Consider the following 25,284-nt stretch of genomic DNA (forward strand, 5'->3'; position numbering starts at 1 on the left):
TTACATTCCCGCCAGGCGCGCCGCACCGAGGGCGGCTTCATGCCGCGCCACGAGTGCATTCACCGAGGCTTCGAAGAAGGACAGGAAGGACTGCGGCGCCACGCCCATCCACACCGTGAGGATGACGAGCGGCGCGAAGACCAGGTGCTCGCGCGCCGACATGTCGAGCAGGCCGCGCAGGTCGTCGCGCGTGATCCGCCCGAAGGCGACGCGCTTGTACAGGTAGAGCATGTACGCCGCGCCGAGGATCATGCCGAGCGCCGCGCCGAAGGCGACCCAGGGGTTCACCTTCCACGCAGCGACGATCACCAGCAGCTCGCCCGGGAAGCCGGCGAGGCCGGGCAGCGCCACCGAGGCCATGGTGAACAGCATGAAGATCGCGGCATAGGCCGGCATGACCTTCGCGACCCCGCCATAGCGCGCGATCTCGCGCGAATGGATGCGGTCGTAGAGCACGCCGACGCAGAGGAAGAGCGCGCCCGAGACGATGCCGTGCGAGAGCATCTGGAACAGCGCCCCCGACAGCCCCTGCGCGTTGAAGGTGAAGATGCCCAGCGTGACGATGCCCATGTGGGCGACCGAGGAGTAGGCGATGAGCTTCTTCATGTCCTCCTGCGCCAACGCCACCAGGGAGGTGTACACGACGGCGACGATGGACAGGGCGTAGATGAAGGGCGCGAAATCCGCGCTCGCCTGCGGCAGCATCGGCAGGCTGAAGCGCAGGAAGCCGTAGCCGCCCATCTTCAGCAGCACGCCCGCCAGGATCACGGAGCCCGCCGTCGGCGCCTCCACGTGCGCGTCCGGCAGCCAGGTATGCAGCGGCCACATCGGCACCTTCACCGCGAAGGAAGCGAAGAAGGCGAGGAAGATCCAGGTCTGCAGCGCCGGCGGGATGGCGTGCTGGAACAGCGTCGGGATGTCCGTCGTGCCAGCGCGGTACCACAGCAGCAGGATCGCCAGCAGCATCAGCACCGAGCCGAGCAGCGTATAGAGGAAGAACTTGAAGGACGCGTACACGCGCCGCCTGCCGCCCCACACCCCGATGATGAGGAACATCGGGATCAGCACGCCCTCGAAGAACACGTAGAAGACGATGAAGTCGAGCGCGCAGAACATGCCGACCATCATCGTCTCGAGGACGAGGAAGGCGACCATGTACTCGCGCACCCGGCTCTGGATCGCCTCCCACGAGGCGAGGATGCAGATCGGCGTCAGCAGGGTCGAGAGCAGGACGAACAGCACCGAGATGCCATCCACCCCCATGTGGTAGGTGATGCCGAAATCCGACATCCAGTCGAGCCGTTCGACGAACTGGAAGCCGGGATCGACCTTGTCGAACTGGAACCACAGGATCAGCGACAGCGCGAAGACGATCAGGCTGGTCCAGAGGGCGGCCCAGCGCGCGTTCTCGGCGACGACCTTCTCCTCCCCGCGCAGCGTCAGGATGACGACCGCGCCCGCGAGCGGCAGGAAGGTGAGCAGGCTGAGCAGCGGGAAGCCGGCGGCGTTCATCGTGCAGCACCGAAGACGAGGATGGAGACGAAGACCGCGAGGCCCGCGATCATGACGAAGGCATAGTTGGCGACGCGCCCGGTCTGGATGCGCACCGCACCCTGCGCCACGTCGGAGGCGAGCGAGGCCGCGCCGTTCGGCACGCCGTCGATCATGCGCGCATCCACCGTCTGCCACAGCACCCGTGCGAGCGCCCGGGCGGGACGGACGAAGATCGCGTCATACAGTTCGTCGAAGTACCACTTGTTCAGCAGGAAGCGGTACACGCCGGAGAAGGTCGAGGCGAGCTTCCCCGGCACGCTCGGCACCAGCATGTAGAGCAGGTAGGCGAGCCCGATCCCCGCCAGCCCCACCACGGTCGGCGCCAGCGGCACCCATTCGGGAACCTCGTGCGCGTCGTGCATGATGTGGTTGTGCGGTGCGTTGACGATCGAGCCGTTCCAGAACTGCTCCCAGTGATGGCCGACGAATTCCGGCGCGAAATACGCACCCGTGCCGATCGCGCCCGCGGCCAGGACCAGCAGCGGCACCAGCATCACGGCCGGGCTCTCGTGCACGTGCTCCATCACGTGATGGTCCGCGCGCGGCTTGCCGTGGAAGGTCAGGATGATCAGGCGCCAGGAGTAGAAGGCCGTCAGGAAGGCGGCCGCGAGGCCGCACACGAAGGCGTACATGCCCACGCCCGAGTGCGACGCGAAGGCCGCCTCCAGCACGAAATCCTTCGAGTAGTAGCCGGCGAAGAACGGCACGCCGGCCAGCGCCAGCGACCCGATCCACATCACCGCATAGGTGACCGGGATCTTCTTCCAGATGCCGCCCATCTTGCGGATGTCCTGCTCGTCCGACATCGCATGGATGACGGAGCCCGCGCCCAGGAACAGCAGCGCCTTGAAGAAGGCGTGGGTAAACAGGTGGAAGATCGCGCCCTGGTATGCGCCCACGCCCGCCGCGAAGAACATGTAGCCGAGTTGCGAGCAGGTCGAATACGCGATGATGCGCTTGATGTCGTTCTGCACGCAGCCGATCGTCGCCGCGAAGATCGCCGTCGAGGCACCCACGACCGTGACGATGGCGAGCGCCGTCGGCGCATACTCGAACACAGGCGACATGCGCGCGACGAGGAACACGCCCGCCGTCACCATGGTGGCCGCGTGGATCAGCGCGGAAACCGGCGTCGGGCCTTCCATGGCGTCCGGCAGCCAGGTGTGCAGGCCGAGCTGCGCCGACTTGCCGCAGGCGCCGAGGAACAGCAGCACGCAGATCACCTCGTAGGCCGGCAGGCCGCCGATGGTGTCGCCGCGATGCTGCTCGATGCTGCCGAAGATCGTGCCGAACTCGACCGAGCCGAAGGTCCAGAAGGTCAGCGCCAGGCCGAGCATGAAGAAGAAGTCGCCGACGCGGTTGACGATGAACGCCTTCATCGCCGCGGCGCAGGCGCTCTCCTTCTCGTACCAGAAGCCGATCAGCAGGTAGGAGGCGAGGCCCACGCCCTCCCAGCCGAAGAAGAGCTGCACCAGGTTATCCGCCGTCACCAGCATGAGCATCATGAAGGTGAACAGCGACAGGTAGGCGAAGAAGCGCGGCCGGCTCGGGTCGTGCGACATGTAGCCGACGCTGTAGATGTGGATCAGCGTCGAGATCAGCGTGACCATGCCGACCATGACCGCCGAGAGCGTGTCGTAGCGCAGCGCCCACGACACCTCGAACCCGCCCACGTCGAGGAAGGTCAGGATCTCCACGGTCTGCGGCGCATGGCCGAGCGCGACCTGGAAGAAGGCGGTCAGGCCGCAGATGGCGGCGAGCACCATGCAGATGACCGAAACCATCTGCGCGGCCTTGTCGCCGATCCAGCGGCCGAAGAAGCCGGCGATGCTGGCACCCAGCAGCGGGAAGAAGACGGCGCCGACGAACATCGCTTCAGCCCTTCAGGGTCGAGATATCCTCGACCTCGATCGTTCCGCGGTTGCGGAAGTAGATGACCACGATGGCAAGCCCGATCGCTGCCTCGGCGGCCGCCACGGTCAGGATGAACATGGTGAAGACCTGGCCCGTCAGGTCGCCGAGGGCCGAGGAGAACGCCACCAGGTTCACGTTCACGGCGAGCAGGATCAACTCGACCGACATCAGGATGACGATCACGTTCTTCCGGTTGAGGAAGATGCCGAACACGCCCAGCACCAGCAGGATCGCCGAGACGGTCAGGAAATGCGCGAGAGAGATCGCCATGTCAGTGGTGCCCCCCGTGGCCTTGGTGGTGCTCCACTTCCTTCGGCTTCGCTTCCTCGGGCGAGGGCGGGCGCAGGATGCCGAGTTCCTTCAACCCGGCGCCGGTCGGCACCGAGCGGACGGTCACGCTGCCCGTGCGCGCCACCTGCTCGGCGATGTTCTGCCGGCGCGTGCCCGGCCGCTCGCGCAGCGTCAGCACGATCGCGCCGATCATCGCCACCAGCAGGATCAGGCCGCAGCCCTGGAAGAGGAAGATGTAGTCCGTATAGAGGATCCGCCCGATCGCCTCGGAATTGGTGACGCCCGCCGGGTTCGGGTTGACCCGCAGCGCGGCGGCATCCGGCGCGAAGCGCCAGGCGCCGACCACCATCACGATCTCGAGGAACAGGATGCCGCCGACGATAGCCCCGATCGGCGCGTAGCGCTGGAAGCCCTCGCGCAGCTGCGCGAAGTCGATGTCCAGCATCATCACGACGAAGAGGAACAGCACAGCGACCGCGCCCACGTAGACGATGATCAGGATCATCGCCAGGAACTCGGCCCCCGCGATCAGGAACAGCGCCGCGGCGTTGAAGAAGGCCAGGATCAGGAACAGCACGCTGTGCACCGGGTTGCGCGCTGTCACCACCATGACGGCGGATGCGATCAGGATGGCGGCGAAGACGTAGAAGGCGAGAGCGGCGATCATGGCGTCTCTCCTCCCTGGGGCAGTCGGGTCATGGTCGGGTCCTGCTGGGCCGCGGTGGTCAGCGATACGGGGCGTCGAGGCGGAGCCGCTCGGCGAGCATCGGCTCCCAGCGGTCGCCGTTATCGAGCAGCTTCTCCTTGGTGTAGATCAGCTCCTCGCGCGTCTCGGCGGCGAATTCCATGTTCGGGCCTTCGACGATGGCATCGACCGGGCAGGCTTCCTCGCACAGGCCGCAGTAGATGCACTTCGTCATGTCGATGTCGTAGCGCGTGGTCCGGCGGGACCCGTCCTCGCGCGGCTCGGCCTCGATGGTGATGGCCTGGGCGGGGCAGACAGCCTCGCACAGCTTGCAGGCGATGCAGCGCTCCTCCCCGTTGGGGTAGCGGCGCAGCGCGTGCTCCCCCTTGAAGCGCGGGCCCAGGGGGCCGCGCTCATACGGGTAGTTCAGCGTCACCTTCTTCTTGAAGAAGTACTTGAGCGTCAGCGCCATCCCCGAGACGAGCTCGGAGAGCAGCAGGCTGCGTGCGGCGCGATCGAGGGTTGTCATTCTCAGAGCCCCATCAAGCCGGCAGCCAGCCGGTCAGCTTCAGCACCGCCGCAGTCAGCACCAGCCAAAGCAGGGAGAAAGGCAGGAACACCTTCCAGCCGAGGCGCATGAGCTGGTCGTAGCGGTAGCGCGGGAAGGTCGCGCGGACCCAGATGAACGTGAACAGCAGAAGGCAGATCTTCAGCACGAACCAGATCGGCCCCGGCACCCAGTTGAAGGGCGCGATATCGAACGGCGGCAGCCAGCCCCCCAGGAACAGGATCGTCGTCAGCGACGACATCAGGATCATGTTCGCGTATTCGCCGAGGAAGAACAGCGCGAAGGACATCGAGCTGTATTCGACGAAGAAGCCGGCAACGAGCTCGGACTCGCCTTCCGGCAGGTCGAACGGCGCGCGGTTGGTTTCCGCCAGCGTCGAGATGAAGAAGATGACGAACATCGGAAACAGCGGGATGGCGAACCACACCGTCTGCTGCGCCCGCACGATTTCCGTCAGGTTCAGGGAGCCGACGCAGAGCAGCACGGTCACGATCACGAAGCCCATCGAGACTTCATAGGAGACCATCTGCGCCGCCGAGCGCATCGCACCGAGGAAGGCGTATTTCGAGTTCGACGCCCAGCCCGCGATGATGACGCCATAGACGCCGAGCGACGAGATCGCGAACAGGTACAGGATCCCGACATTGATGTCGGCGATCGCCCACCCGTCGTTCACCGGGATGACCGCCCAGGCCAGCATCGCCAGCATGAAGGTCAGCATCGGGGCGAACAGGAACAGGGCACGATTCGCGCCCGTGGGCACGATCGTCTCCTTCATCAGCATCTTGATCGCGTCGGCGAAGGGCTGGAACAGGCCGAGCGGCCCGACCACGTTCGGCCCTTTGCGGAGCTGCATCGCCGCCATCACCTTGCGTTCCGCATAGGTCAGGTAGGCGACGCCGATCAGCAGTGGCACCAGCAGCGCCAGCGCCTTCACCACGGTCAGGATCAGGATCCCGAGCGAGGTATTGAAGAGGAAGTCCATCAGGGCATCCATGACGTCACTCCGCCGCCAGGGCCTGCTGAGGCCCGTAGATCGCGGCGCATTGCGCCATCACCTCGGAGGCGCGGCTGATCACATCCGCCTGGTGGTAGACCGCGATCGGCAGCGCGAAGGGCACGTTGTTCAACGCGGCGGCGTCGCCGGCCGGGCCGGTCGGGTTCGCGCAACCGCCGCGGGCCACCTCCCCCACCCGCGCGAAGACCGGGCTCGCCTGCGCCAGCCGCGCGCGGATCGCGTTCGCGTCGTCATAGGGCAGCGCCTTGCCGACGCCCTCGCTGTAGGCGCGGATGATCCGCCAATCCTCCCTCGCCTCGCCGGGCGGGAAGATGGCGAGGCGCCCACGCTGCGCGCGCCCTTCCGTATTCACCCAGGTGGCGTCCTTCTCGGTATAGGCCGCGCCCGGCAGGATGACATCGGCACGCGCCGCCATCTCGTCGCCGTGGTGTCCCTGGTAGACGACGAAGGTCCCCGCCGGGATGCGCGCCGGGTCGAACCCGTCCGCGTTCAGCAGCCACAGCGCGTCCACGCCGCCCGTGAGCATCGCGTTCAGGCCCTTGCCGTTGGTGCCGGGCACGAAGCCCAGTTCCAGCGCACCGACCTGACCCCCGAAGTGATGCAGCAGGTTGAAGCCGTGCCAGTCCGGCTTCAGCATCCCGGTCTCGGCGGCGATCTTCCACGCCGCCGCCAGCACCGCCGCGCCGTCCGGCCGCTGCAGCGCGCCGCGGCCGAGGATCAGCATCGGCTTCTGCGCCGCCTTCAGCGTCTCGAGGAAGGCCGAACCCGCCAGCGCCGCCGGGCTGTCGCCCAGGTGCTGCACCGGATAGGTCAGGTCCACCCCGCGCGGCCCGACGAAGCCGACCGGGAACTTGCCGGCGGTCCAGCGCTTGCGGATGCGGGCGTTCAGCACCGGCGCTTCCTTGCGCGGGTCGCAGCCGACGATGAGCAGCGCGTCCGCTTCCTCGATGCCGGCGATGGTCGTGTTGAAGCGGTAGAAATCCGGCCGACTCGTATCGATCGCCGCGAAATCATCGCAGCAGTCGAGGTTGGCGGAGCCGTAAGCCGCCATCAGGTCCTTCAGCGCCAGCGTGCTTTCGGCATCCGCGAGCGCGCCGGCGACGGCGCCGATGCGATCACCCGGCAGCGAGGACAGCTTCGTGGCGATCGCCGCGAAGGCTTCCGGCCAGGTCGCCGCGTGCAGCTTGCCGTCCTTGCGCACCCAGGGGCGATCCAGGCGACGACGCTTCAGCCCGTCGAAGGAGAAGCGGCCACGATCGGCCATCCACTCCTCGTTCACCGCCTCGTTGATGCGCGGGATGATGCGCAGCACCTCCGGCCCGCGCGCATCGACGCGGATGTTCGCGCCGACCGCGTCCAGCACGTCGATGCTGTCGGTCTTCTTCAGTTCCCAGGGGCGCGACACATACGCATAGGGCCGGCTGGTCAGCGCGCCGACCGGGCAGATGTCGATCAGGTTGCCGCTGAGCTCGGAGGTCAGCGCCTTCTCGACGTAGGTGCCGATCTCCATGTTCTCGCCGCGATTCGTGCCGCCGAGTTCCGGCGTGCCCGCGACCTCGGCCGCGAAGCGGACGCAGCGTGTGCACTGGATGCAGCGCGTCATCACCGTCTTGATGAGCGGCCCGATGTCCTTGTCCTTCACGGCGCGCTTCGCCTCGAGGAAGCGGGACATGTCGCTGCCGTAGGCGTAGGCCTGGTCCTGCAGGTCGCACTCGCCGCCCTGGTCGCAGATCGGGCAGTCGAGCGGGTGGTTGATCAGCAGGAATTCCATCACGCCGCGGCGCGCATTGCGCACCACCGGCGTGTCGGTGAACACCTTCATGCCTTCCGCGACCGGGTAGGCGCAGGAGGCGACCGGCTTCGGCGCCTTCTCGACCTCCACGAGGCACATGCGGCAATTGCCGGCGACGCTCAGCCGCTCGTGGTAGCAGAAGCGCGGCACTTCCTTGCCCGCGGCCTCGCAGGCCTGCAGCACGGAAGCGCCGTTCGGCACTTCCACTTCGATGCCGTCGACCGTGACCTTCGCCATGGCGATTACTCCGCCGCCAGGCGCTGGTGACGCGCCTTGTAGGCCTGGATGCGTTCTTCCATCAGCGGCCGGTAGTGCCGGATCAACCCCTGCACCGGCCAGACGCCGCCATCGGCGAGCGCGCAGATGGTGTGGCCCTCGATGCGGCGCGTGACGTTCTCGAGGACGTCGATCTCCTCGATCTCCGCATTGCCGGTCACCATGCGGTCCATCATGCGCTTCACCCAGCCCATGCCTTCGCGGCAGGGCGTGCACTGGCCGCAGCTCTCATGCTTGTAGAAGGCGGACAACCGCGCGATCGCCTTGATGACGTCGGTGGACTTGTCCATCACGATCACGCCCGCGGTGCCGAGGCCCGAGCGGTGCTCGCGCAGCGCGTCGAAGTCCATCAGCACGTCGTCGCAGATGTGCTTCGGCAGCAGCGGCGTGGAGGATCCGCCCGGGATGACGCAGAGCAGGTTGTCCCACCCGCCGCGCACACCGCCCGCATAGCGTTCGATGAGTTCCCGCATCGGGATGCTCATCTCCGCTTCCACGTTGCACGGGTTGTTCACGTGCCCCTGGATGCAGAAGATCTTCGTCCCGGAATTCTTCGGCCGCCCGAAGGAGGAGAACCACTCCGCCCCGCGCCGCATGATCTCCGGCACGACGGCGATGGTCTCGACGTTGTTCACCGTGGTCGGGCAGCCATAGAGGCCGACGGCGGCCGGGAACGGCGGCTTCAGCCGCGGCATGCCCTTCTTGCCTTCGAGGCTCTCGATCAGCGCCGTCTCTTCGCCGCAGATGTACGCCCCTGCCCCGCGATGCACGTACAGGTCGAAGTCATAGCCCGACCCGCAGGCGTTCTTCCCCAGCAGCCCCGCGTCATAGGCTTCCTGGATCGCGGCCTCGAGCACCACGCTCTCGTTGTAGTACTCGCCGCGGATGTAGATGTAGCCGGCGATCGCGCCCATGGCGAAGCCGGCGATCAGGCAGCCTTCGATCAGCGTCTGCGGATCGTGGCGGATGATGTCGCGGTCCTTGCAGGTGCCGGGCTCGGATTCGTCCGCGTTCACCACCAGGTAGGACGGGCGGCCATCCGACTGCTTCGGCATGAAGGACCACTTCATGCCGGTCGGGAAGCCCGCGCCGCCGCGGCCGCGCAGGCCGGAATTCTTCATTTCCTCGATGATCGCGTCGCGACCCTTGGCGAGGATCGCGCCCGTGCCATCCCAGCAGCCGCGCTTGCGCGCCGCAGACAGGTTCCACGGCTGGAACCCGTAGAGGTTCTGGAAGATGCGGTCCTTGTCGGAAAGCGCCATGGTCAGTCCTGCTCCGCACCCTTGAGCGCCGTGGCGCCGCCCGCGGCCTCGCTCGACCTGCGCCCGATGGCGCTGCCCGGCGCCGGACGCTCGCCGCGCTTCAGCGCCTCGATCAGCTTCACGGTGCTCTCGTAGTCCAGGTCCTCGTAGTAGTCGTCATCGACCTGCAGGATCGGCGCGTTCACGCAGGCGCCGAGGCACTCGACCTCAGTCATGGTGAACAGCCCGTCCTCGCTGGTCTCGCCGGGGCCCGCGACGCCGCCCGCATCCTTGCAGGCGCGCATCACCTCGTCGGATCCGCGCAGCATGCAGGGCGTCGTGCCGCAGACCTGCAGGTGGAAGCGCCCGATCGGCTTCATGTTGAACATGAAGTAGAAGGTCGCGACCTCATAGACGCGGATCGGCGGCATCGACAGCCGCTCCGCGATCACGTCCATCGCGACGCGCGGCACCCAGGCGCTGCCCGTGAGCCGGCCCATCTGCTTCTGCGCGACATAGAGCAGCGGGATCACCGCGGAGGCCTGCTTGCCCTCCGGGTACCGCCTGATGATGGTCGCGATCTTCGCCTCGCTCTCCGCATCGAAGGCGAAGGAGGCGGGTTCTTCATGCGCGGGGGCGCTCACCGGTCGATCTCCCCGAAGACAATGTCGAGAGAGCCGATGATCGCCACCGCGTCGGCGAGCATATGGCCCTTGGAAAGCACCTCCGTCGCCTGGAGCAGCGCATAGGAGGGCGAGCGGATCTTGCAGCGGTACGGCTTGTTCGTGCCATCGGCGACCAGGTAGACGCCGAACTCGCCCTTCGGCGCTTCCGTCACCGTGTAGGTCGCGCCTTCCGGCACGTGATACCCTTCGGTGTAGAGCTTGAAGTGATGGATCAGCGCTTCCATCGAGCGCTTCATCTCACCCCGCTGCGGCGGCACGATCTTGTTGTCGAGCACCTTCACCGGGCCAGGCTTCATCTGCTTCAGGCACTGGTCGACGATGCGCAGGCTCTCGCGCATCTCCATGATGCGAATCAGGTAGCGGTCGTAGCAGTCGCCGCGCGTGCCGGTCGGGATGTCGAATTCCATCCGGTCGTAGACGTCGTAGGGCTGGCTCTTGCGCAGGTCCCAGGAGCAGCCGGACGCGCGCAGGCAGGGCCCGGTGAAGCCCCAATCCATCGCCTGCTCGGCCGTCATGACGCCGATATCGACGGTGCGCTGCTTGAAGATGCGGTTCTCCGTCAGCAGCCCCTCGAGGTCCTTCAGGAAGGCCGGGAACTGCTTCGCCCAGCCCGCGATCCTCTCCTCGAGCCCCTGCGGCAGGTCCTTCGCCACGCCGCCCGGACGGAAGTAGTTCGCGTGGTAGTGGCTGCCCGACACCGTCTCGTAGAATTCCAGCAGCGTCTCGCGCTGCTCGAAGCCCCACAGCGCCGGCGTGATGGCGCCGCAGTCGATCGCGAAGGTCGTCACGTTCAGCAGGTGGTTCAGGATGCGCGTCAACTCGCCGAAGAGCACGCGGATATACTGCGCGCGCTCCGGCGCCTCGATGCCCAGCAGCCGTTCCGTCGCCAGCGCGAAGGAATGCTCCATGGACATGGGGCTGACGTAGTCCAGGCGGTCGAAATACGGCAGCGCCTGGATGTAGGTCTTGTACTCGATCAGCTTCTCGGTGCCGCGATGCAGCAGGCCGATATGCGGGTCGGCGCGCTCCACCACCTCGCCCTTCATCTCGAGGATGAGGCGCAGCACGCCGTGCGCGGCAGGGTGCTGCGGGCCGAAGTTGATGGTGTGGCTTTCGACCTCGATCTGGCGCTTCACCGTCTCGGCGGGCGCCTCGCCGATGGCGGCCAGGGGCTGGGAGCTCATGCCGGGCCCTCCAGGCGGTTCAGGTGGACCTTCTCGTCGCCCGGCAGGGTGCTCATCCCCTCCCACGGGCTGAGGTAGTCGAAGTTGCGGAATTCCTGCGTGAGCTGCACGGGACCGTAGGCGACGCGCTTCAGCTCCTCGTCGTAGCGGACCTCGACGAAGCCGGTCAGCGGGAAGTCCTTGCGCAGCGGATGGCCCTCGAAGCCGTAGTCCGTCAGCAGGCGGCGCAGGTCGGTCTGCCCGGCGAAGACGACGCCGTACATGTCCCAGGTCTCGCGCTCGTACCAGGTCGCGCATGCCCAGATGCCGGCGACCGACGGCACGGTGGCGTTGCCGTCCGTCGTGACGATCACGCGCACGCGCTGGTTATGGGCGAGGCTGAGGAGGTTGTAGACCACCTCGAACCGCTCGGCCTTCTCGGGCCAGTCCACGCCGCAGATGTCGACGCACTGCTCGAAGCCGAATCGCGGGTCGTCGCGCAGCAGGGTCATCAGCCCCAGCAGCGAGTCGCGGCGCGCGCGCAGCACCAGCTCCTTGCCGCCTCGGGCGAGTTCCACATCGGTCACCGCGCCGCCGGCAGCGGCCGCGATCGCCGTTCCCAGCACACGCAGCGGGTTCTCGGGCGCGGCCTGCACGGCCGCCGTCTCGTTCTCAGCCACGAAGGATGGTCCCCGTCCGCCGGATCTTCTTCTGCAGCTGGAGGATGCCGTACACGAGCGCTTCCGCCGTCGGCGGGCAGCCCGGCACGTAGACATCCACCGGCACCACGCGGTCGCAGCCGCGCACCACGCTGTAGGAGTAGTGGTAGTAGCCGCCGCCGTTCGCGCAGGACCCCATCGAGATGACCCAGCGCGGCTCCGACATCTGATCGTAGACCTTGCGCAGGGCGGGGGCCATCTTGTTGGTCAGCGTGCCGGCCACGATCATCACGTCCGACTGGCGCGGCGACCCGCGCGGGATGACGCCGAACCGGTCGAGGTCGTAGCGCGCCATGTAGGCGTGGATCATCGGCACCGCGCAGCAGGCCAGGCCGAAGGTCATCGGCCAGAGCGAGCCGGTGCGCGCCCAGTTCACCACCTTGTCGATGTTGGCGACGACGAAACCCTTGTCCGTCATCTCGTCCGTCACCGCCCTCACCACCGCGTCCTGCGCGGGGCCGGGGGGCAATGCGTCCTTGTTCCAGGCGATCTCGCCGGTGCCGCTCATGTGCAGCGTCACTCCCAGTCCAGGGCGCCTTTGCGCCACTCGTAGACGAAGCCGACGGTCAGCACGAAGAGGAAGCCCATCATCGAGCCGAAGCCGAGCCAGCCGATATCCCTGAGCGCGACCGCCCAGGGGAACAGGAATGCCACCTCGAGGTCGAAGATGATGAAGAGGATGGCGACCAGGTAGAAGCGCACGTCGAAGCGATGGCGCGTGTCCTCGAAGGGCGCGAAGCCGCACTCATAGGCGGACAGCTTCTCGGCGTACGGCTTCTGGCGCGCAGCCAGGAAGGCGCCGCCCACCATGGCGATCGCGATGCCGGCGGCGATGCCGAGGAAGACGAGGATCGGGAAATATTCTGCCAGCAAGGGCTGGGTCATGACGGGCCTCGGTTCTCCCCTGCCCGCTTGCGGGCATGACAGTAGCCGCGCGGGGCCTCATGCCGCAGCGCAGCGCGGCCGGACATTAGCCCCGCTTGCTGCGCTTCGCCATAGGCCGCGAAGGGACAATTTCAACCTGGAACGGGCGCAAACGAAAGCGGCGCCCCGGATGGCCCGGAGCGCCGCTTTTCCTCGTTTCCGTCGCGTGGCGCGAGTGACGGGGCTCGAACCCGCGACCTCCGGCGTGACAGGCCGGCGCTCTAACCAACTGAGCTACACCCGCTCACCGCGACAGGAGCCGGGGGATACGGCCCGGCGTGGGGTTAGTCAAGCGGGGGCTTGCGGTGATTCCGCATGTGCGATGGAGTTTCTTCCCGTGGCGTGTGGAAGTCGTGTCGCTGCTGCCGGCTGTGCGTCGGGAAGCTCGGGCGCCGCGGGTGGTCGTAGCGCGCCGAAGGGCTCGCGGGTGGTGGGCCGCGCCGCGACGCGAATCGCGCCTCTATCTCTCTCTCCGGCGAATTCTTCCCCGGCCCCGTGGGCCGGGAAGAATGGGCACTGACGGGTTCGAACCGCCGACATCCTGTGTGTAAGACAGGCGCTCTACCGCTGAGCTAAGTGCCCGTGCCGGGCCCTATAACACGAAGGGCCGGCCCTTGCGGACCGGCCCTCCGATTCGTCCTTGCGGACAGGCTCAGTTCACGGCGTCCTTGAGGCCCTTGCCGGCCTTGAACCGCACCGTCGTGCTGGCGGGGATCTTGATCTCCTCGCCCGTGCGCGGGTTGCGGCCCTTGCCGGCCTTGCGCTTGGAAGTCGAGAAGGTCCCGAAGCCGACGAGGCGGACCTCGCCGCCCTTCTTGGAGAGCGCCTTCTCGATCGCGGCGAAGACCGCGTCCACCACATCGCCCGACTTCGCCTTGGGCAGATCAGTGGCTTCGGCGACGGCGGCGATCAGATCCTGCTTGTTCACCTGGGTTATCCCCCTCCGTTGGTGCGCGGATGACAGGCCGGCGAGTCGGGCCGGCCGGGTCGGGGCGGAGAGTAGAAGCGCGGTTTTCCCAGCGTCAACGACAGACCATCCGATTCGCGGCGGAAAACCGCCATTTCCGGCGCCTGATGCGGCAGGGATGCAACGCTTCCCTGGGTTTTCCACAGAAAACCCCGGCGAAGCGCTGCTCCGCCGGGGTTTCCTGCCTGATCGCGCCGGGCGCGACTCGTCAGTGCGGCAGGACCGAACCCACCGCTCCCTGCTCGCCGCCACGGGGGGCCGGGGTCTCCTCCGGTTCCTCCCAGGTGATCGGCTCGGGCTTCTTCGCGAGCGCCCGGTTGATCACCTCGTCGACGTGCGAGACGGGCACGAGTTCGAGCCCCTTCTTCACGTTGTCCGGGATCTCGGCCAGGTCCTTCTCGTTGTCCTTGGGGATGAAGACCGTCTTGATGCCCGCGCGCAGCGCGGCCAGCAGTTTCTCCTTCAACCCGCCGATCGGCAGCACGCGGCCGCGCAGCGTGATCTCGCCCGTCATGGCGATGTCGCGCCGCACGGGAATGCCCGTGAGCACCGAGACGATCGAGGTCGCCATCGCGATGCCCGCGGAAGGCCCGTCCTTCGGCGTCGCGCCCTCGGGCACGTGCACGTGGATGTCGCGCTTCTCGAACATGGTCGGCTTCACGCCGAAGTTCGTCGCGCGGCTGCGCACGTAGGACATCGCCGCCGAGACGCTCTCCTGCATCACGTCGCCGAGCTTGCCCGTGGTCTTCACGTTGCCCTTGCCGGGCAGCATGACCGACTCGATGGTCAGGATCTCGCCGCCCACCTCGGTCCAGGCGAGGCCGGTGACGACGCCCACCATGTCCTCGGCCTCGGCCTCGCCGTAGCGGAACTTCCGCACGCCGGCGAACTTCTCGAGGTTCTTGTGCGTGATCGCGACCTTCTTCGACTGCTTGGAGACGATCTCCTTCACAGCCTTGCGCGCCAGGCCCGCGATCTCGCGCTCGAGGTTCCGGACGCCGGCCTCGCGCGTGTAGTAGCGGATCAGGTCACGGATCGCGCTGTCGGAGACAGCCCACTCGCCATCCTTCAGCCCGTTCGCCTCGGACACCTTCTTCATCAGGTGGCGCTTGGCGATCTCGACCTTCTCGTCCTCGGTGTAGCCGGGGATGCGGATGATCTCCATGCGGTCGAGCAGCGGCTGCGGCATGCGCAGGCTGTTCGCCGTGGTCACGAACATCACGTCGCTCAGGTCGTAGTCGACTTCGAGGTAGTGGTCGTTGAACGTGCTGTTCTGCTCGGGGTCCAGCACCTCAAGCAGCGCCGAGGACGGGTCCCCGCGCCAGTCGGCGCCGAGCTTGTCGATCTCATCGAGCAGGAAGAGCGGGTTCGACGTCTTCGCCTTCTTCATGCCCTGGACCACCTTGCCGGGCATGGAACCGATATAGGTCCGGCGGTGGCCGCGCACCTCGGCCTCGTCCCGCACGCCGCCGAGCGACATGCGCACGAAGTTGCGCCCCGTCGCCCTGGCAATGGACTTGCCGAGCGACGTCTTGCCGACGCCGGGCGGGCCGACGAGGCAGAGAATCGGCCCCTTGATCTTCGGCGAGCGCGACTGCACCGCCAGGTACTCGATGATCCGCTCCTTGACCTTCTCCAGGCCGAAGTGGTCGGCGTCGAGCACCTTCTCCGCCTCGACGATGTCGTTGCGGACCTTGCTGCGCTTCTTCCAGGGGATGGAGAGCATCCAGTCGAGGTAGTTGCGCACCACCGTCGCCTCGGCGCTCATCGGGCTCATGGTGCGGAGCTTCTTCAGCTCCTGCATGGCCTTCTCGCGCGCTTCCTTCGACAGCTTGGTGGCCTTGATCTTGGCCTCGAGCTCGGCGGTCTCGTCCTTGCCGTCCTCGCCCTCGCCCAGCTCCTTCTGGATCGCCTTGAGCTGCTCGTTCAGGTAGTACTCGCGCTGCGTCTTCTCCATCTGCCGCTTCACGCGGTTCCGGATGCGCTTTTCCACCTGCAGCACGCCGATCTCGCCCTCCATGTGGGCGAAGACGCGCTCCAGCCGCGCCGTCACGGACGGCGTCTCCAGCAGCTCCTGCTTCTCGGGGATCTTGAGGCCGAGATGCGACGCGACCGTATCCGCGAGCTTCGCCGGTTCCTCGATCTGGTTGATCGAGACCAGCACCTCCGGCGCGATCTTCTTGTTGAGCTTGATGTACTGCTCGAACTGGGAGACCACGGTGCGCGCCAGCGCCTCGGCCTCGCGCGGCTCGGCGGTGGTTTCCTCGACTGGCTCGGCGTAGGCCTCGAAGTAGTTCGCGGTCTCCTTGAAGGCCGTGATCTTCGCGCGGCGGCCGCCTTCGACCAGCACCTTCACCGTGCCGTCCGGCAGCTTCAGCAGTTGCAGCACCGTGGAGACGGTGCCGACCTGGTAGAGGTCATCGGCACCCGGATCGTCCTGGGCAGCGTTCTTCTGCGCGACGAGCAGGATCTGCTTGTCGTCCTTCATCACCGCCTCGAGCGCGCGGACCGATTTCTCGCGTCCGACGAACAGGGGGACGATCATATGCGGGAACACCACGATGTCCCTCAGGGGGAGCACCGGGAGGAGTTCGCCGCGGATGGTATCCGTCATGTGACCTCACAAGGGACAGTCGGCGCCCGGCCCGCCCAGGGAGCGGCTCGGGCGGGGCGCCACGGCATATCCGGGATGTTGGGCCCGGGGGGCGCCCGCTCAAGATCTTGACAGGGCGCCGTGGGACGCCCGGCACAATTCATGCCGGATTCATGCCGAGGTCTGCTCCGCCGGCCGCTCGCCGTAGATGAAGAGCGGCTGGGCGCGGCCTTCGGCAACCTCGCGGTTGACCACCACCTCCTCGACCGCCTCGAGCCCGGGCAGGTCGAACATGGTAGTCAGCAGGATCGCCTCCATGATGGAGCGCAGGCCGCGCGCGCCGGTCTTGCGATGGATGGCGCGGGTGGCGACCGCCTTCAGCGCGTCCTCGGTGAAGGTGAGCTTCGCCCCCTCCATCTCGAAGAGGCGCGCATACTGCTTCACGAGGGCGTTCTTCGGCCTAGTCAGGATCTCGATCAGCGCCTTCTCGTCGAGGTCGTCGAGCGTCGCGACGACCGGAAGGCGGCCGATGAATTCCGGGATCAGGCCGAACTTCAGCAGGTCCTCGGGCTCGACCTCGCGCAGGATCTGGCCGGTGCGGCGCTCATCCGGGTCGCGCACCTCGGCGCCGTAGCCGATGCCCGAGCCCTTGCCGCGCGCCCCGATGATCTTCTCCAGCCCGGCGAACGCCCCGCCGCAGATGAACAGGATGTTCGAGGTATCGACCTGGAGGAATTCCTGCTGCGGATGCTTCCGCCCGCCCTGCGGCGGCACGGAGGCGACCGTGCCCTCCATGATCTTGAGCAGCGCCTGCTGGACGCCCTCCCCGCTCACGTCGCGCGTGATGGAGGGGTTGTCCGACTTGCGGCTGATCTTGTCGACCTCGTCGATGTAGACGATGCCGCGCTGCGCCCGCTCCACGTTGTAGTCCGCGGCCTGGAGCAGCTTGAGGATGATGTTCTCGACATCCTCCCCGACATAGCCCGCCTCGGTCAGCGTGGTCGCATCCGCCATGGTGAAGGGCACGTCGAGGATGCGGGCCAGCGTCTGCGCCAGCAGCGTCTTGCCCGAGCCCGTCGGCCCCACCAGCAGGATGTTGGACTTCGCAATCTCGATGTCGGGGTTCTTCCCCCCGTGCGCGAGCCGCTTGTAGTGATTGTGGACCGCGACGGAGAGCACCTTCTTCGCGTGGTCCTGCCCGATCACGTAGTCGTCCAGGACCTTGCAGATCTCCTTAGGCGTCGGGACGCCGTCGCGCGACTTCACGAGGTGCGTCTTGTGCTCCTCGCGGATGATGTCCATGCAGAGCTCGACGCATTCGTCGCAGATGAACACCGTCGGCCCGGCAATGAGCTTCCGTACCTCGTGCTGCGACTTGCCGCAGAACGAACAGTACAGGGTGTTCTTGGAATCGCCGGACTTGCTCATGCGGTCTCCGTGTTCCCCGGAAGTGCGGGAAACTGCAACAAGAATGTAGCCCCGGGGAGCCCCGGGGAAAAGTGAAAGCCGCCCGCGGCCGGGCCCGCCGTCACGTCCTGGCGGCCTCGGAGGCAGGGACGGGGCGTTCCTCGACCACATGATCCACCAGGCCGAAGTCCCGGGCCTCCTCGGCGGACATGTAGCTGTCGCGGTCGAGCTTGCGCTCGATGGCCTCGATCGGCTGGCCGGTATGCTTCACGTAGATCTCGTTCAGCCGCTGGCGCAGCTTGAGGATCTCGCGCGCCTGGATCTCGATGTCCGTCGCCTGGCCCTGGGCGCCGCCGGAGGGCTGGTGCACCATGATGCGGCTGTTCGGCAGGGCGTAGCGCTTCGCCTTGGCCCCGGCGCAGAGCAGCAGCGAGCCCATCGAGGCCGCCTGCCCGATGCAGACCGTGGAGACCGGGGACCGGATGTACTGCATGGTATCGTACATCGCGAGGCCGGCCGAAACCACGCCGCCCGGAGAATTGATGTAGAAGGCGATGTCCTTGGTCGGGTTCTCGCTTTCGAGGAACAGGAACTGGGCGCAGATCAGCGAAGACACCTGGTCGAAGACCGGCCCGGTGAGGAAGATGATCCGCTCCTTCAACAGGCGCGAATAGATATCGAAAGCCCGCTCGCCCCGCGCCGTCTGCTCGACGACCATCGGCACCAGGGTGTTGTTGTAGACTTCGACCGGGTCACGATCCCGAATCATGGTGCATCCTTTCGTGCCGGCGGCCCCGAATCACGGCCGCCGCGTTCATGGCGAATGTGGGGCATCCCCCGCCCACGGGAAAGACCCGCCCGCGATGCTTCCGTCCCTGCCTCAGCAATGGACCTCGATCCGCATCCCGTCATGGCCCGGTTCCACCCCCGGCGGCAGGTTGCCCCTGAGCCAGCCATGGTCGAGGTCCGGGCTCATATGCGTCAGCACCGTCCGCCGGGGCCGCAGCCGCGCCACCCAGTCCAGCACCTGGTCCAGGTTGGCGTGGACCTTGTGCGGCCGGCGCTGGAAGCATCCCACCACCCAGGTATCCAGGCCGTGAAGGCGCGCGAGGCTCTCCTCCGGCAGGTGCACCAGGTCGGTGGAATAGGCGAAGTTGCCGATCCGCAGGCCGAGCGTGTCCATCACCGCATGGTCCTGGCGGAAGGTCTGCACCTCGTGCCCGGCCATCAGGGCCGCATCCCCGGCCTGGAGCCGGACCGGATCGACCGCCGGGCGGAAGAAGATCGGCCCGGTCGAGGGCAGGAAGGCGTAGTCGAAGCGCTGCCTCAGGATGGCGAGCGTGCGCTCCATCCCGAAGGCCTCGAGCGGCCGGCCGGCGATCCGGTTCAGCAGCCGGACCTCGTCCATCCCCATGATGTGGTCGGCGTGGTCGTGGGTGTAGACGATGGCATCCACCCCCGGCACGCCGCAGGCCAGCAACTGCGTCCGCAGGTCCGGGCCGGTATCCACCAGCAGTCGCCCGCCCCCGTTTCCCTCGATGAGGATGGAGGATCGGGTGCGGTGGTTCAGCGGGTTCTCCGGGTCGCAGGCACCCCACCAGCCGCGCCCGTCCTCGCCACCGATCTGCGGGACGCCGCCTGAACCGCCACAACCAAGAATAGTGACCTGCAACAAAGTCTTACGCGGCTTTCTTGAAAAGTCGCAGGAAATTGGCGGTGGTCAGGTCCTCGAGCGCGGCCATCTCCATCCCCCGCACCTCGGCCAGCACCTTCGCGGTGTGCGGCACCATGCCCGGTTCGCAGCGCTTGCCGCGGAACGGCACGGGCGCGAGGTAGGGCGCATCCGTCTCCACCAGCAGCCGGTCGGCCGGCAGGTCGCGGGCGACGTCGCGGATGTCCTGGCTCTTGGGAAAGGTCAGGATGCCCGAGAAGGAGACGTACCCGCCCATTTCTACCGATTTTTCAGCAAGTTCCCGCCCGCTGCTGAAGCAATGCAGAAGGAAGTCGAACCAGCCGCCCTGCTCCCGCTCCTCGCGCAGAATGGCAAGGATATCGTCATCCGCCTGCCGCGCATGGATCGCGAGCGGCAACCCGGCCAGCCGGGCGGCGCGGATGTGCCGGCGGAAATTTTCCACCTGCGCGTCGCGCGGCGCCTTGTCGTAGAAATAGTCGAGCCCGCTCTCGCCGATCCCGATGATGCGCGGATGGTCGGCCTCGGCGGCGATCTCCTCCGGCGTGGGCAGCGGGCCTTCCCCGGCATTGTGCGGATGGATGCCGACCGTGCCCCAGACCTCGGGGAAGCGTTCCGCCAACTCCTTCACCTTGGCGGCCTGGGACATGCGCACGCCGATGGTCACCATCCGCCCGACCCCGGCTTCCCGGGCGCGCGCGATGACCTGCTCGATCTCAGCCTCGACGTAGTAGTCGAGGTGGCAGTGGCTATCGACGAGCATCGGTCTCAGGCGGCCTTCGTCTCGATCTTGCGGAACAACGGCGCCGGGGGCGGCAGGACCGTGCCCTCGGCCAGGGGCGCGCCGAGCGCGGCGATGGCCCGAGCCTCGGCCGGCACCGCGATCTGGTCCAGCAGCGCCGACATGGTTTCCGGCATGAAGGGCTGCAACAGCGTCGCATAGGTGCGCAGCGCCGTATGCAGGTGCCGCAGCACCGCGGCCATCCGGACCGGGTCGGTCTTCTTCAGCGCCCAGGGCGCCTGCTTGGTGATGTAGCCATTGGCGTCGCGAACGCTCGCGAAGATGGTGTCCAGCGCCAGGTGAAAATGCTGCTGGTCCAGTTGCTTGCGAACCGTTTCTGTCAGGACGTCGAGCGAGGCGAAGAGTTCCCCATCCTCCTCCGCCCGACCCGCATCGGCCGGCAGCCGCCCCTCGCAGTTCCGCTGGATCAGGGACAGCGTCCGGTTCGCCAGGTTCCCCAGCGCATCCGCCAGTTCCCCGTTCAGGCGGTTCACCATCGACTTGCGCGAGAAATCCCCGTCCTGCCCGAAGGGCACCTCCCGCAGCAGGAAATACCGCACGGGATCGAGCCCGAATTCCTCCACCAGCGTCACCGGGTCGATCACGTTCCCCAGGGACTTGCTGATCTTCTGCCCTTCATTGGTCCACCAGCCATGGGCGAAGACGCGCTTCGCCGGCAGCAGACCCGCCGCGAGCAGCATCGCCGGCCAGTAGATCGTGTGGAACCGCACGATGTCCTTGCCGACGAAGTGCACATCCGCCGGCCAGAATCGCCAGCGCGGGTGGTTGGTGTCCGGATACCCCGCCGCGGTGATGTAGTTGGTCAGCGCATCGACCCAGACATACATCACGTGCTTCTCGTCCCCCGGCACCTTCACCCCCCAGGTGAAGGAGGTTCGGGAGACAGAAAGATCAAGCTTCTCAGGTCGGTCGGCGAAATCCTTCAGACCTTGCTGGACGAAGGCGCGCACCTCGTTCCGCCGGCTCTCGGGCTGGATGTCGATGCGCTCCGGGTGGCCTTCCGGCAGGTCGTAGCGCCGCAGCAGTTCCGGCAGCCACCTGGACAGGCGGAAGAAGTAGGAAGGCTCCCTCACCCACTCCACCGGCGCGCCGGACGGCGCGTACTTCACCCCGTCCCGCTCGGTGAGTTCGTCCGGGCCGTAGAAGGCCTCGTCGCGCACCGCGTACCAGCCCTCGTAGTCGCCGAGGTAGATCTCGCCCTTCTCCGCCAGCACCTTCCACAGCGCGACGCAGGCCGCCTTGTGGCGCGGCTCGGTGGTGCGGATGAAGTCGTCGTTGGAAAAGCCCATCGTCGCGGTCAGGTCGCGGAAGGCCTGGCTGACGCGGTCGGTGAAGGCCTGCGGGTCCTCGCCGGCGTCCTTCGCGGCCTTCTCGACCTTCTGGCCGTGCTCGTCCGTGCCGGTCAGGAAGAAGACCTCGTGCCCGTCCAGGCGCTTGAAGCGTGCGAGCACGTCGGTCGCGAGGGACGTATAGGCGTGCCCGATATGGGGCTTGTCGTTGACGTAGTAGATCGGCGTCGTGAGGTAGATGCTGGGCTTTGCCATCGGTGTCCGGTTCCGTGGCGGCGCTCCGCTCAGGGTCGCGCGAGCCAGGAAAGGCCCGTAAGCACGGCCTGCTTGCGGTCGAGATTCAACCGCTCGGTGTCGTCCGCGAGATGGCCGAGCCTATCCCACAGCGACGCCCAGACGGCAAGCGGATGGCGGGCCAGCCAGGGCGGCGCGGGCCGGCCACGCGCGGCTTCCCGCAAGGCGGCGGCGATCGCGCCGCGCAGCAGCCCCATGAAGATCCCGAAGGCCCCGCCGGTGCGGTCCATCGCCAGGCGGTCCGCCAGCGCGTGCTCCCGCGGCGGCTCGGGCCTGGCCAGCGCGTCGAGGCTCGCCTCCACCATCGCCTGGAGTTCCAGCCCGCCGGCCTCGGCCAGCGCGAGCGCCCTGCCGGGCGAGCCCGCCGCCAGCGCCGCGAGCCGCGCGCGCTCCGCCTTCCCCCTCTCCGGCAGCAGACGTGCGAGCAGCGCCTCCATCTCCGCCGCCGGCAGGGGATTCAGGTCGAGCCGCCGGCAGCGGCTGCGGATCGTCGGCAACAGCCGCTGCGGCGCCGAGCAGACCACCAGCAGCACGGTCTTCGGCGGCGGCTCCTCCAGCGTCTTGAGCAGCGTGTTCTGCACCGCGGCCTGATCGGCGCGCTCGGCCTCATCCAGCACCACGACGCGCCAGCCGCCCTCGGCGGCGGTCTGGGTCAGGAAGCGCACGGCCTCGCGGGCGTCCTCCACGCGCAGCACGCGCTTGGTCCCGCGGTCGCCGGTATTCGGCTCGAGCGTGAAGCAGTCGGCATGGGTATCGGCGGCGACGCGGCGAAACACGGCACTCGCCGGATCGACGAAGAGCGGCGCTTCCCCCTGCGGCATCCCGGCCAGCAGCCAGCGCGCGAATCGCCAGGCGAGCGTCGCCTTGCCGATGCCGGGCGGGCCGCAGAGCAGCCAGGCATGGTGCAGGCGGCCGGAACGAGCGGCGGATTCGAGCGTCCGCGCGGCCTCCTCGTGGCCGACGAGGTCGGGATTGGCGCGGGGCTCCGGTGCGGTCATCGCGTCTCCAGGAGGGGCTCTGCCCCTCCTGGACCTCCCCGCCGAGGGCTGAAAGGCCCTCGGAACCCATGGTTTCCAAAGGCCTTTCGGCCTTTGGCGGGTGGGGTCCGGGGAGGGCAGCGCCCTCCCCGCGCAACCGCCGAGATCACAGCGCCACCCCGAATCGCTCGCGCAACACGCCGGCCATGCCCGCGAACACCGCATCCGGCCCGCGCGAGGCATCCACCACCGCGCAGCGCCCGGGCTCGGCTTCAGCGATCGCCAGGAAGGCCGCGCGCACCTTCAGGTGGAAGTCCATCCCCATGCGCTCGTAGCGGTCCGCCCCGCTGCGCGCGGCCGCGCGCGCCATCCCGGCCTCGACCGGCAGGTCGAGCACCAGCGTCACATCCGGCGCGAAGCCTTCCAGCGCGACATCGGCCAGCCTCGCCCAGACATCCCGCGGCAGCCCCTGCGCGCCCTGGTAGGCCAGCGTCGAATCGGCGAAGCGGTCGCACACCACCCAGCCCCCCGCTTCGAGGAAAGGCCGGATGCTCCGCACCAGATGCTCGCGGCGCGCGGCGAAGTGGAGCATGGCCTCGGCCACGCTGTCCCAGGGGCCGTGGCCGAGCAGCAGGTCGCGGATGCGCTCCGCCCCGGGTGTGCCGCCCGGCTCGCGGGTGCGCAGCACGGGGAGGCCGGCAGCCGCCAGCGCCGCAGCCAGCCGCCGCGCCTGGGTGGACTTCCCCGCCCCCTCGCCGCCTTCCAGGGTGATGAACCGCCCGCGTCCCGTCATGGCAGGCGGTTTGGCCTCGCTCAGGCCGGTCGTCAAACGGCGCGGCCGCTAGCTGCCGAACACCCAGCGCCCGACCACCGCCGGAATGCGGGAGACGATGCCGAGCCGCTCGACATCCGCGCCCGCCAACAGCGGCACGCGCAGTTCGGGGACACCCTGCCCGCCGACCAGCATCTCGCCGATCTGCTGGCCGCGTGCGACCGGGGCGGTCAATGGCGCGTCGTAGCGCAGGCGTACCTGCAGGTTGCGCCGCCACTGCCGCGGCAGGGTCAGCACCAGGTCGCGCCCGCCCACCATCGGCACCTTGGACCGCTCGCCGAGATAGACCGGCACTTCCTCGATCGTGTCTTGGGCGCGGAAGAGCACCACCGCCTCGAACTCGCGGAAGGCCCATTCCATCAGCCGCTCGCTCTCCTCGGCACGGGCGCGCATGGAAGGCAGGCCGTTCACCACCAGGATCACGCGGCGATCCCCGCGCTTCGCGCTGCCGGTCAGGCCGTAGCCCGCTTCTTCCGTGTGCCCGGTCTTGAGGCCGTCCGCCCCCGGGACGCGCGCCAGCAACGGGTTGCGGTTCTCCTGGGTGATGTTGTTGAAGCGGAAGGAACGCTCGTTGTAGTAGGCGTAGTAGTCTGGAAAATCGGTGATGATCCGCCGCGCGAGGATCGACAGGTCGCGCGCCGTCATCCTGTGTTCCGGGTCCGGCCAGCCGGTCGCGTTGCGGAAGTTGCTGTTCTGCAGGCCGATGCGCCGGCCGGTCTCGTTCATCAGCTCGGCGAACTGGGTCTCGCTGCCGCTGACCGCCTCGGCCAGCACGATGCAGGCGTCGTTGCCCGACTGCACGATGACGCCGCGGATCAGGTCATCGACGCGGATCTGGGATCCGATATCGACGAACATCTTGGACCCGCCCATGCGCCAGGCCCGCTCGCTGACCGGCAGCGTCTGGTCGGGTTGCAGCCGGCCCGCCTTCAGCTGCTCGAAGACGACGTACATCGTCATCAGCTTGGACATGGAGGAGGGCGGCATCCGCTCGTCGGCGTTCTTCTCGAGCAGCACCGCGCCGGTGGCGTAATCCACGACGATCGCCTGTCGCGCGACGACATCGACGGGCCCGAGCGGCGTGTCGGCCGGCGCGCCGGCCGGGCGCGGGGGGGCAGCCTGCCGGCGCGGCTGCGCCTGGCGCTGCGCCAGCGCGGGGGTTGCAATGACGGCGCCGAAGGCGCCACCCAGCAGGGTTCGGCGATCGGTCATGTCCGCATCTCCTCGGAATCCGTAGCCAGTTCAGTCCACCAGGATCCGCGCACCGGATACGCCCGCTGCCAGAGTCCGCTCAAGCGCCGCGTCGGCCGATGCGACATCCGCGAAGGGCCCGAGCCGCACGCGGTACTGCTGGTCCCGACGCGGGCCGAAGGCCTCGATCCGCGCGCCGGGAATACGCGCCGCGAGCCGGCCCGCGGCATCGTGCCGGGAAAGCGTGCCCGCCTCGACGAAAAGCCGCCCCGGCGCGGGTGCGCCCTGGATGACGGTTTCGGGCAGTGCGACATCGGCGGGGGAAGCGGGCGCGACTTCGGCCGCCGCCTGCCGCACCGGGGCCGCCGCCCGCGCCTCGACCGCGCGGGCGCCGGGCGGCGGGGCGAGGCT

General features: G+C 67.8%; 24 protein-coding genes and 2 tRNA genes. All 26 read right to left on the reverse strand.

The annotated features are described in order from the left end of the window. Positions 1-1,512: an NADH-quinone oxidoreductase subunit M gene (locus tag GXW76_RS14490; protein WP_211862801.1), complete on the reverse strand. Its 1,512-nt coding sequence runs from the start codon at positions 1,510-1,512 to the stop codon at positions 1-3. After that, positions 1,509-3,425 (reverse strand): NADH-quinone oxidoreductase subunit L, encoded by a 1,917-nt coding sequence (gene nuoL, locus GXW76_RS14495; RefSeq protein WP_211862802.1) that lies wholly within the window; start codon positions 3,423-3,425, stop codon positions 1,509-1,511. The genes GXW76_RS14490 and nuoL overlap by 4 nt, the downstream gene beginning before the upstream one ends. A 4-nt stretch (positions 3,426-3,429) precedes the next feature. Next, positions 3,430-3,738, reverse strand: coding sequence for an NADH-quinone oxidoreductase subunit NuoK (nuoK, locus tag GXW76_RS14500; RefSeq protein WP_211862803.1), 309 nt, complete (start codon positions 3,736-3,738; stop codon positions 3,430-3,432). Between the two features lies 1 nt (position 3,739). Beyond that, entirely contained in the window at positions 3,740-4,426 is a 687-nt protein-coding gene (locus tag GXW76_RS14505) for an NADH-quinone oxidoreductase subunit J (RefSeq protein ID WP_211862804.1), read from the reverse strand. Positions 4,427-4,484: 58 nt separating this feature from the next. Then, positions 4,485-4,973 carry an NADH-quinone oxidoreductase subunit NuoI gene (gene nuoI / locus GXW76_RS14510; protein WP_211862805.1) on the reverse strand — a complete coding sequence of 163 codons (489 nt, stop codon included), beginning with the start codon at positions 4,971-4,973 and terminating at the stop codon, positions 4,485-4,487. Positions 4,974-4,986: 13 nt separating this feature from the next. After that, entirely contained in the window at positions 4,987-5,997 is a 1,011-nt protein-coding gene (nuoH, locus tag GXW76_RS14515) for an NADH-quinone oxidoreductase subunit NuoH (protein ID WP_211862823.1), read from the reverse strand. 16 nt (positions 5,998-6,013) lie between these two features. Then, positions 6,014-8,059: an NADH-quinone oxidoreductase subunit NuoG gene (gene nuoG / locus GXW76_RS14520; protein ID WP_211862806.1), complete on the reverse strand. Its 2,046-nt coding sequence runs from the start codon at positions 8,057-8,059 to the stop codon at positions 6,014-6,016. 5 nt (positions 8,060-8,064) lie between these two features. Next, positions 8,065-9,360 (reverse strand): NADH-quinone oxidoreductase subunit NuoF, encoded by a 1,296-nt coding sequence (gene nuoF, locus GXW76_RS14525; protein ID WP_211862807.1) that lies wholly within the window; start codon positions 9,358-9,360, stop codon positions 8,065-8,067. Positions 9,361-9,362: 2 nt separating this feature from the next. Beyond that, positions 9,363-9,983: a complex I 24 kDa subunit family protein gene (locus GXW76_RS14530; RefSeq protein WP_211862808.1), complete on the reverse strand. Its 621-nt coding sequence runs from the start codon at positions 9,981-9,983 to the stop codon at positions 9,363-9,365. Continuing rightward, positions 9,980-11,209, reverse strand: coding sequence for an NADH-quinone oxidoreductase subunit D (locus GXW76_RS14535; protein WP_211862809.1), 1,230 nt, complete (start codon positions 11,207-11,209; stop codon positions 9,980-9,982). Before GXW76_RS14535 ends, GXW76_RS14530 begins: the two co-directional genes overlap by 4 nt. Continuing rightward, entirely contained in the window at positions 11,206-11,868 is a 663-nt protein-coding gene (locus GXW76_RS14540; RefSeq protein ID WP_408904358.1) for an NADH-quinone oxidoreductase subunit C, read from the reverse strand. Before GXW76_RS14540 ends, GXW76_RS14535 begins: the two co-directional genes overlap by 4 nt. Beyond that, positions 11,861-12,415 carry a NuoB/complex I 20 kDa subunit family protein gene (locus GXW76_RS14545; RefSeq protein ID WP_211862811.1) on the reverse strand — a complete coding sequence of 185 codons (555 nt, stop codon included), beginning with the start codon at positions 12,413-12,415 and terminating at the stop codon, positions 11,861-11,863. Before GXW76_RS14545 ends, GXW76_RS14540 begins: the two co-directional genes overlap by 8 nt. A gap of 8 nt (positions 12,416-12,423) precedes the next feature. After that, positions 12,424-12,792 carry an NADH-quinone oxidoreductase subunit A gene (locus GXW76_RS14550; RefSeq protein WP_211862812.1) on the reverse strand — a complete coding sequence of 123 codons (369 nt, stop codon included), beginning with the start codon at positions 12,790-12,792 and terminating at the stop codon, positions 12,424-12,426. Between the two features lie 206 nt (positions 12,793-12,998). After that, positions 12,999-13,075: transfer RNA gene (locus GXW76_RS14555), tRNA-Asp, on the reverse strand. Positions 13,076-13,341: 266 nt separating this feature from the next. Then, a tRNA-Val gene (locus tag GXW76_RS14560) sits at positions 13,342-13,413 on the reverse strand. A 70-nt stretch (positions 13,414-13,483) separates the two neighbouring features. Then, positions 13,484-13,759, reverse strand: coding sequence for an HU family DNA-binding protein (locus GXW76_RS14565; RefSeq protein WP_211862813.1), 276 nt, complete (start codon positions 13,757-13,759; stop codon positions 13,484-13,486). 247 nt (positions 13,760-14,006) lie between these two features. Further along, complete coding sequence (lon, locus tag GXW76_RS14570) at positions 14,007-16,412, reverse strand: endopeptidase La (protein WP_211862814.1); 2,406 nt, start codon at positions 16,410-16,412, stop codon at positions 14,007-14,009. A gap of 150 nt (positions 16,413-16,562) precedes the next feature. Further along, positions 16,563-17,819, reverse strand: a complete 1,257-nt coding sequence (gene clpX, locus GXW76_RS14575; protein ID WP_211862815.1) for an ATP-dependent Clp protease ATP-binding subunit ClpX — start codon at positions 17,817-17,819, stop codon at positions 16,563-16,565. 100 nt (positions 17,820-17,919) lie between these two features. Then, positions 17,920-18,567 (reverse strand): ATP-dependent Clp endopeptidase proteolytic subunit ClpP, encoded by a 648-nt coding sequence (gene clpP, locus GXW76_RS14580; protein WP_272876074.1) that lies wholly within the window; start codon positions 18,565-18,567, stop codon positions 17,920-17,922. 111 nt (positions 18,568-18,678) lie between these two features. Beyond that, the gene (locus tag GXW76_RS14585) at positions 18,679-19,470 is read right to left on the reverse strand and encodes an MBL fold metallo-hydrolase (protein WP_211862816.1); all 792 of its coding nucleotides are present in this window, start codon (positions 19,468-19,470) and stop codon (positions 18,679-18,681) included. Between the two features lie 7 nt (positions 19,471-19,477). Beyond that, entirely contained in the window at positions 19,478-20,251 is a 774-nt protein-coding gene (locus GXW76_RS14590; protein WP_211862817.1) for a TatD family hydrolase, read from the reverse strand. A 5-nt stretch (positions 20,252-20,256) separates the two neighbouring features. Then, entirely contained in the window at positions 20,257-21,834 is a 1,578-nt protein-coding gene (gene metG, locus GXW76_RS14595) for a methionine--tRNA ligase (protein ID WP_211862818.1), read from the reverse strand. A gap of 29 nt (positions 21,835-21,863) precedes the next feature. Next, positions 21,864-22,871, reverse strand: coding sequence for a DNA polymerase III subunit delta' (locus GXW76_RS14600; protein WP_211862819.1), 1,008 nt, complete (start codon positions 22,869-22,871; stop codon positions 21,864-21,866). 145 nt (positions 22,872-23,016) lie between these two features. Beyond that, positions 23,017-23,643, reverse strand: coding sequence for a dTMP kinase (tmk, locus tag GXW76_RS14605; protein WP_211862820.1), 627 nt, complete (start codon positions 23,641-23,643; stop codon positions 23,017-23,019). Positions 23,644-23,691: 48 nt separating this feature from the next. Next, positions 23,692-24,894 (reverse strand): D-alanyl-D-alanine carboxypeptidase family protein, encoded by a 1,203-nt coding sequence (locus GXW76_RS14610; RefSeq protein WP_211862821.1) that lies wholly within the window; start codon positions 24,892-24,894, stop codon positions 23,692-23,694. Positions 24,895-24,924: 30 nt separating this feature from the next. Beyond that, the coding region (locus GXW76_RS14615; RefSeq protein ID WP_211862822.1) for an SPOR domain-containing protein at positions 24,925-25,284 on the reverse strand (360 nt) is incomplete at its 5' end.

The organism is Neoroseomonas soli (assembly GCF_018129065.1).
GTDB lineage: Bacteria > Pseudomonadota > Alphaproteobacteria > Acetobacterales > Acetobacteraceae > Neoroseomonas > Neoroseomonas soli.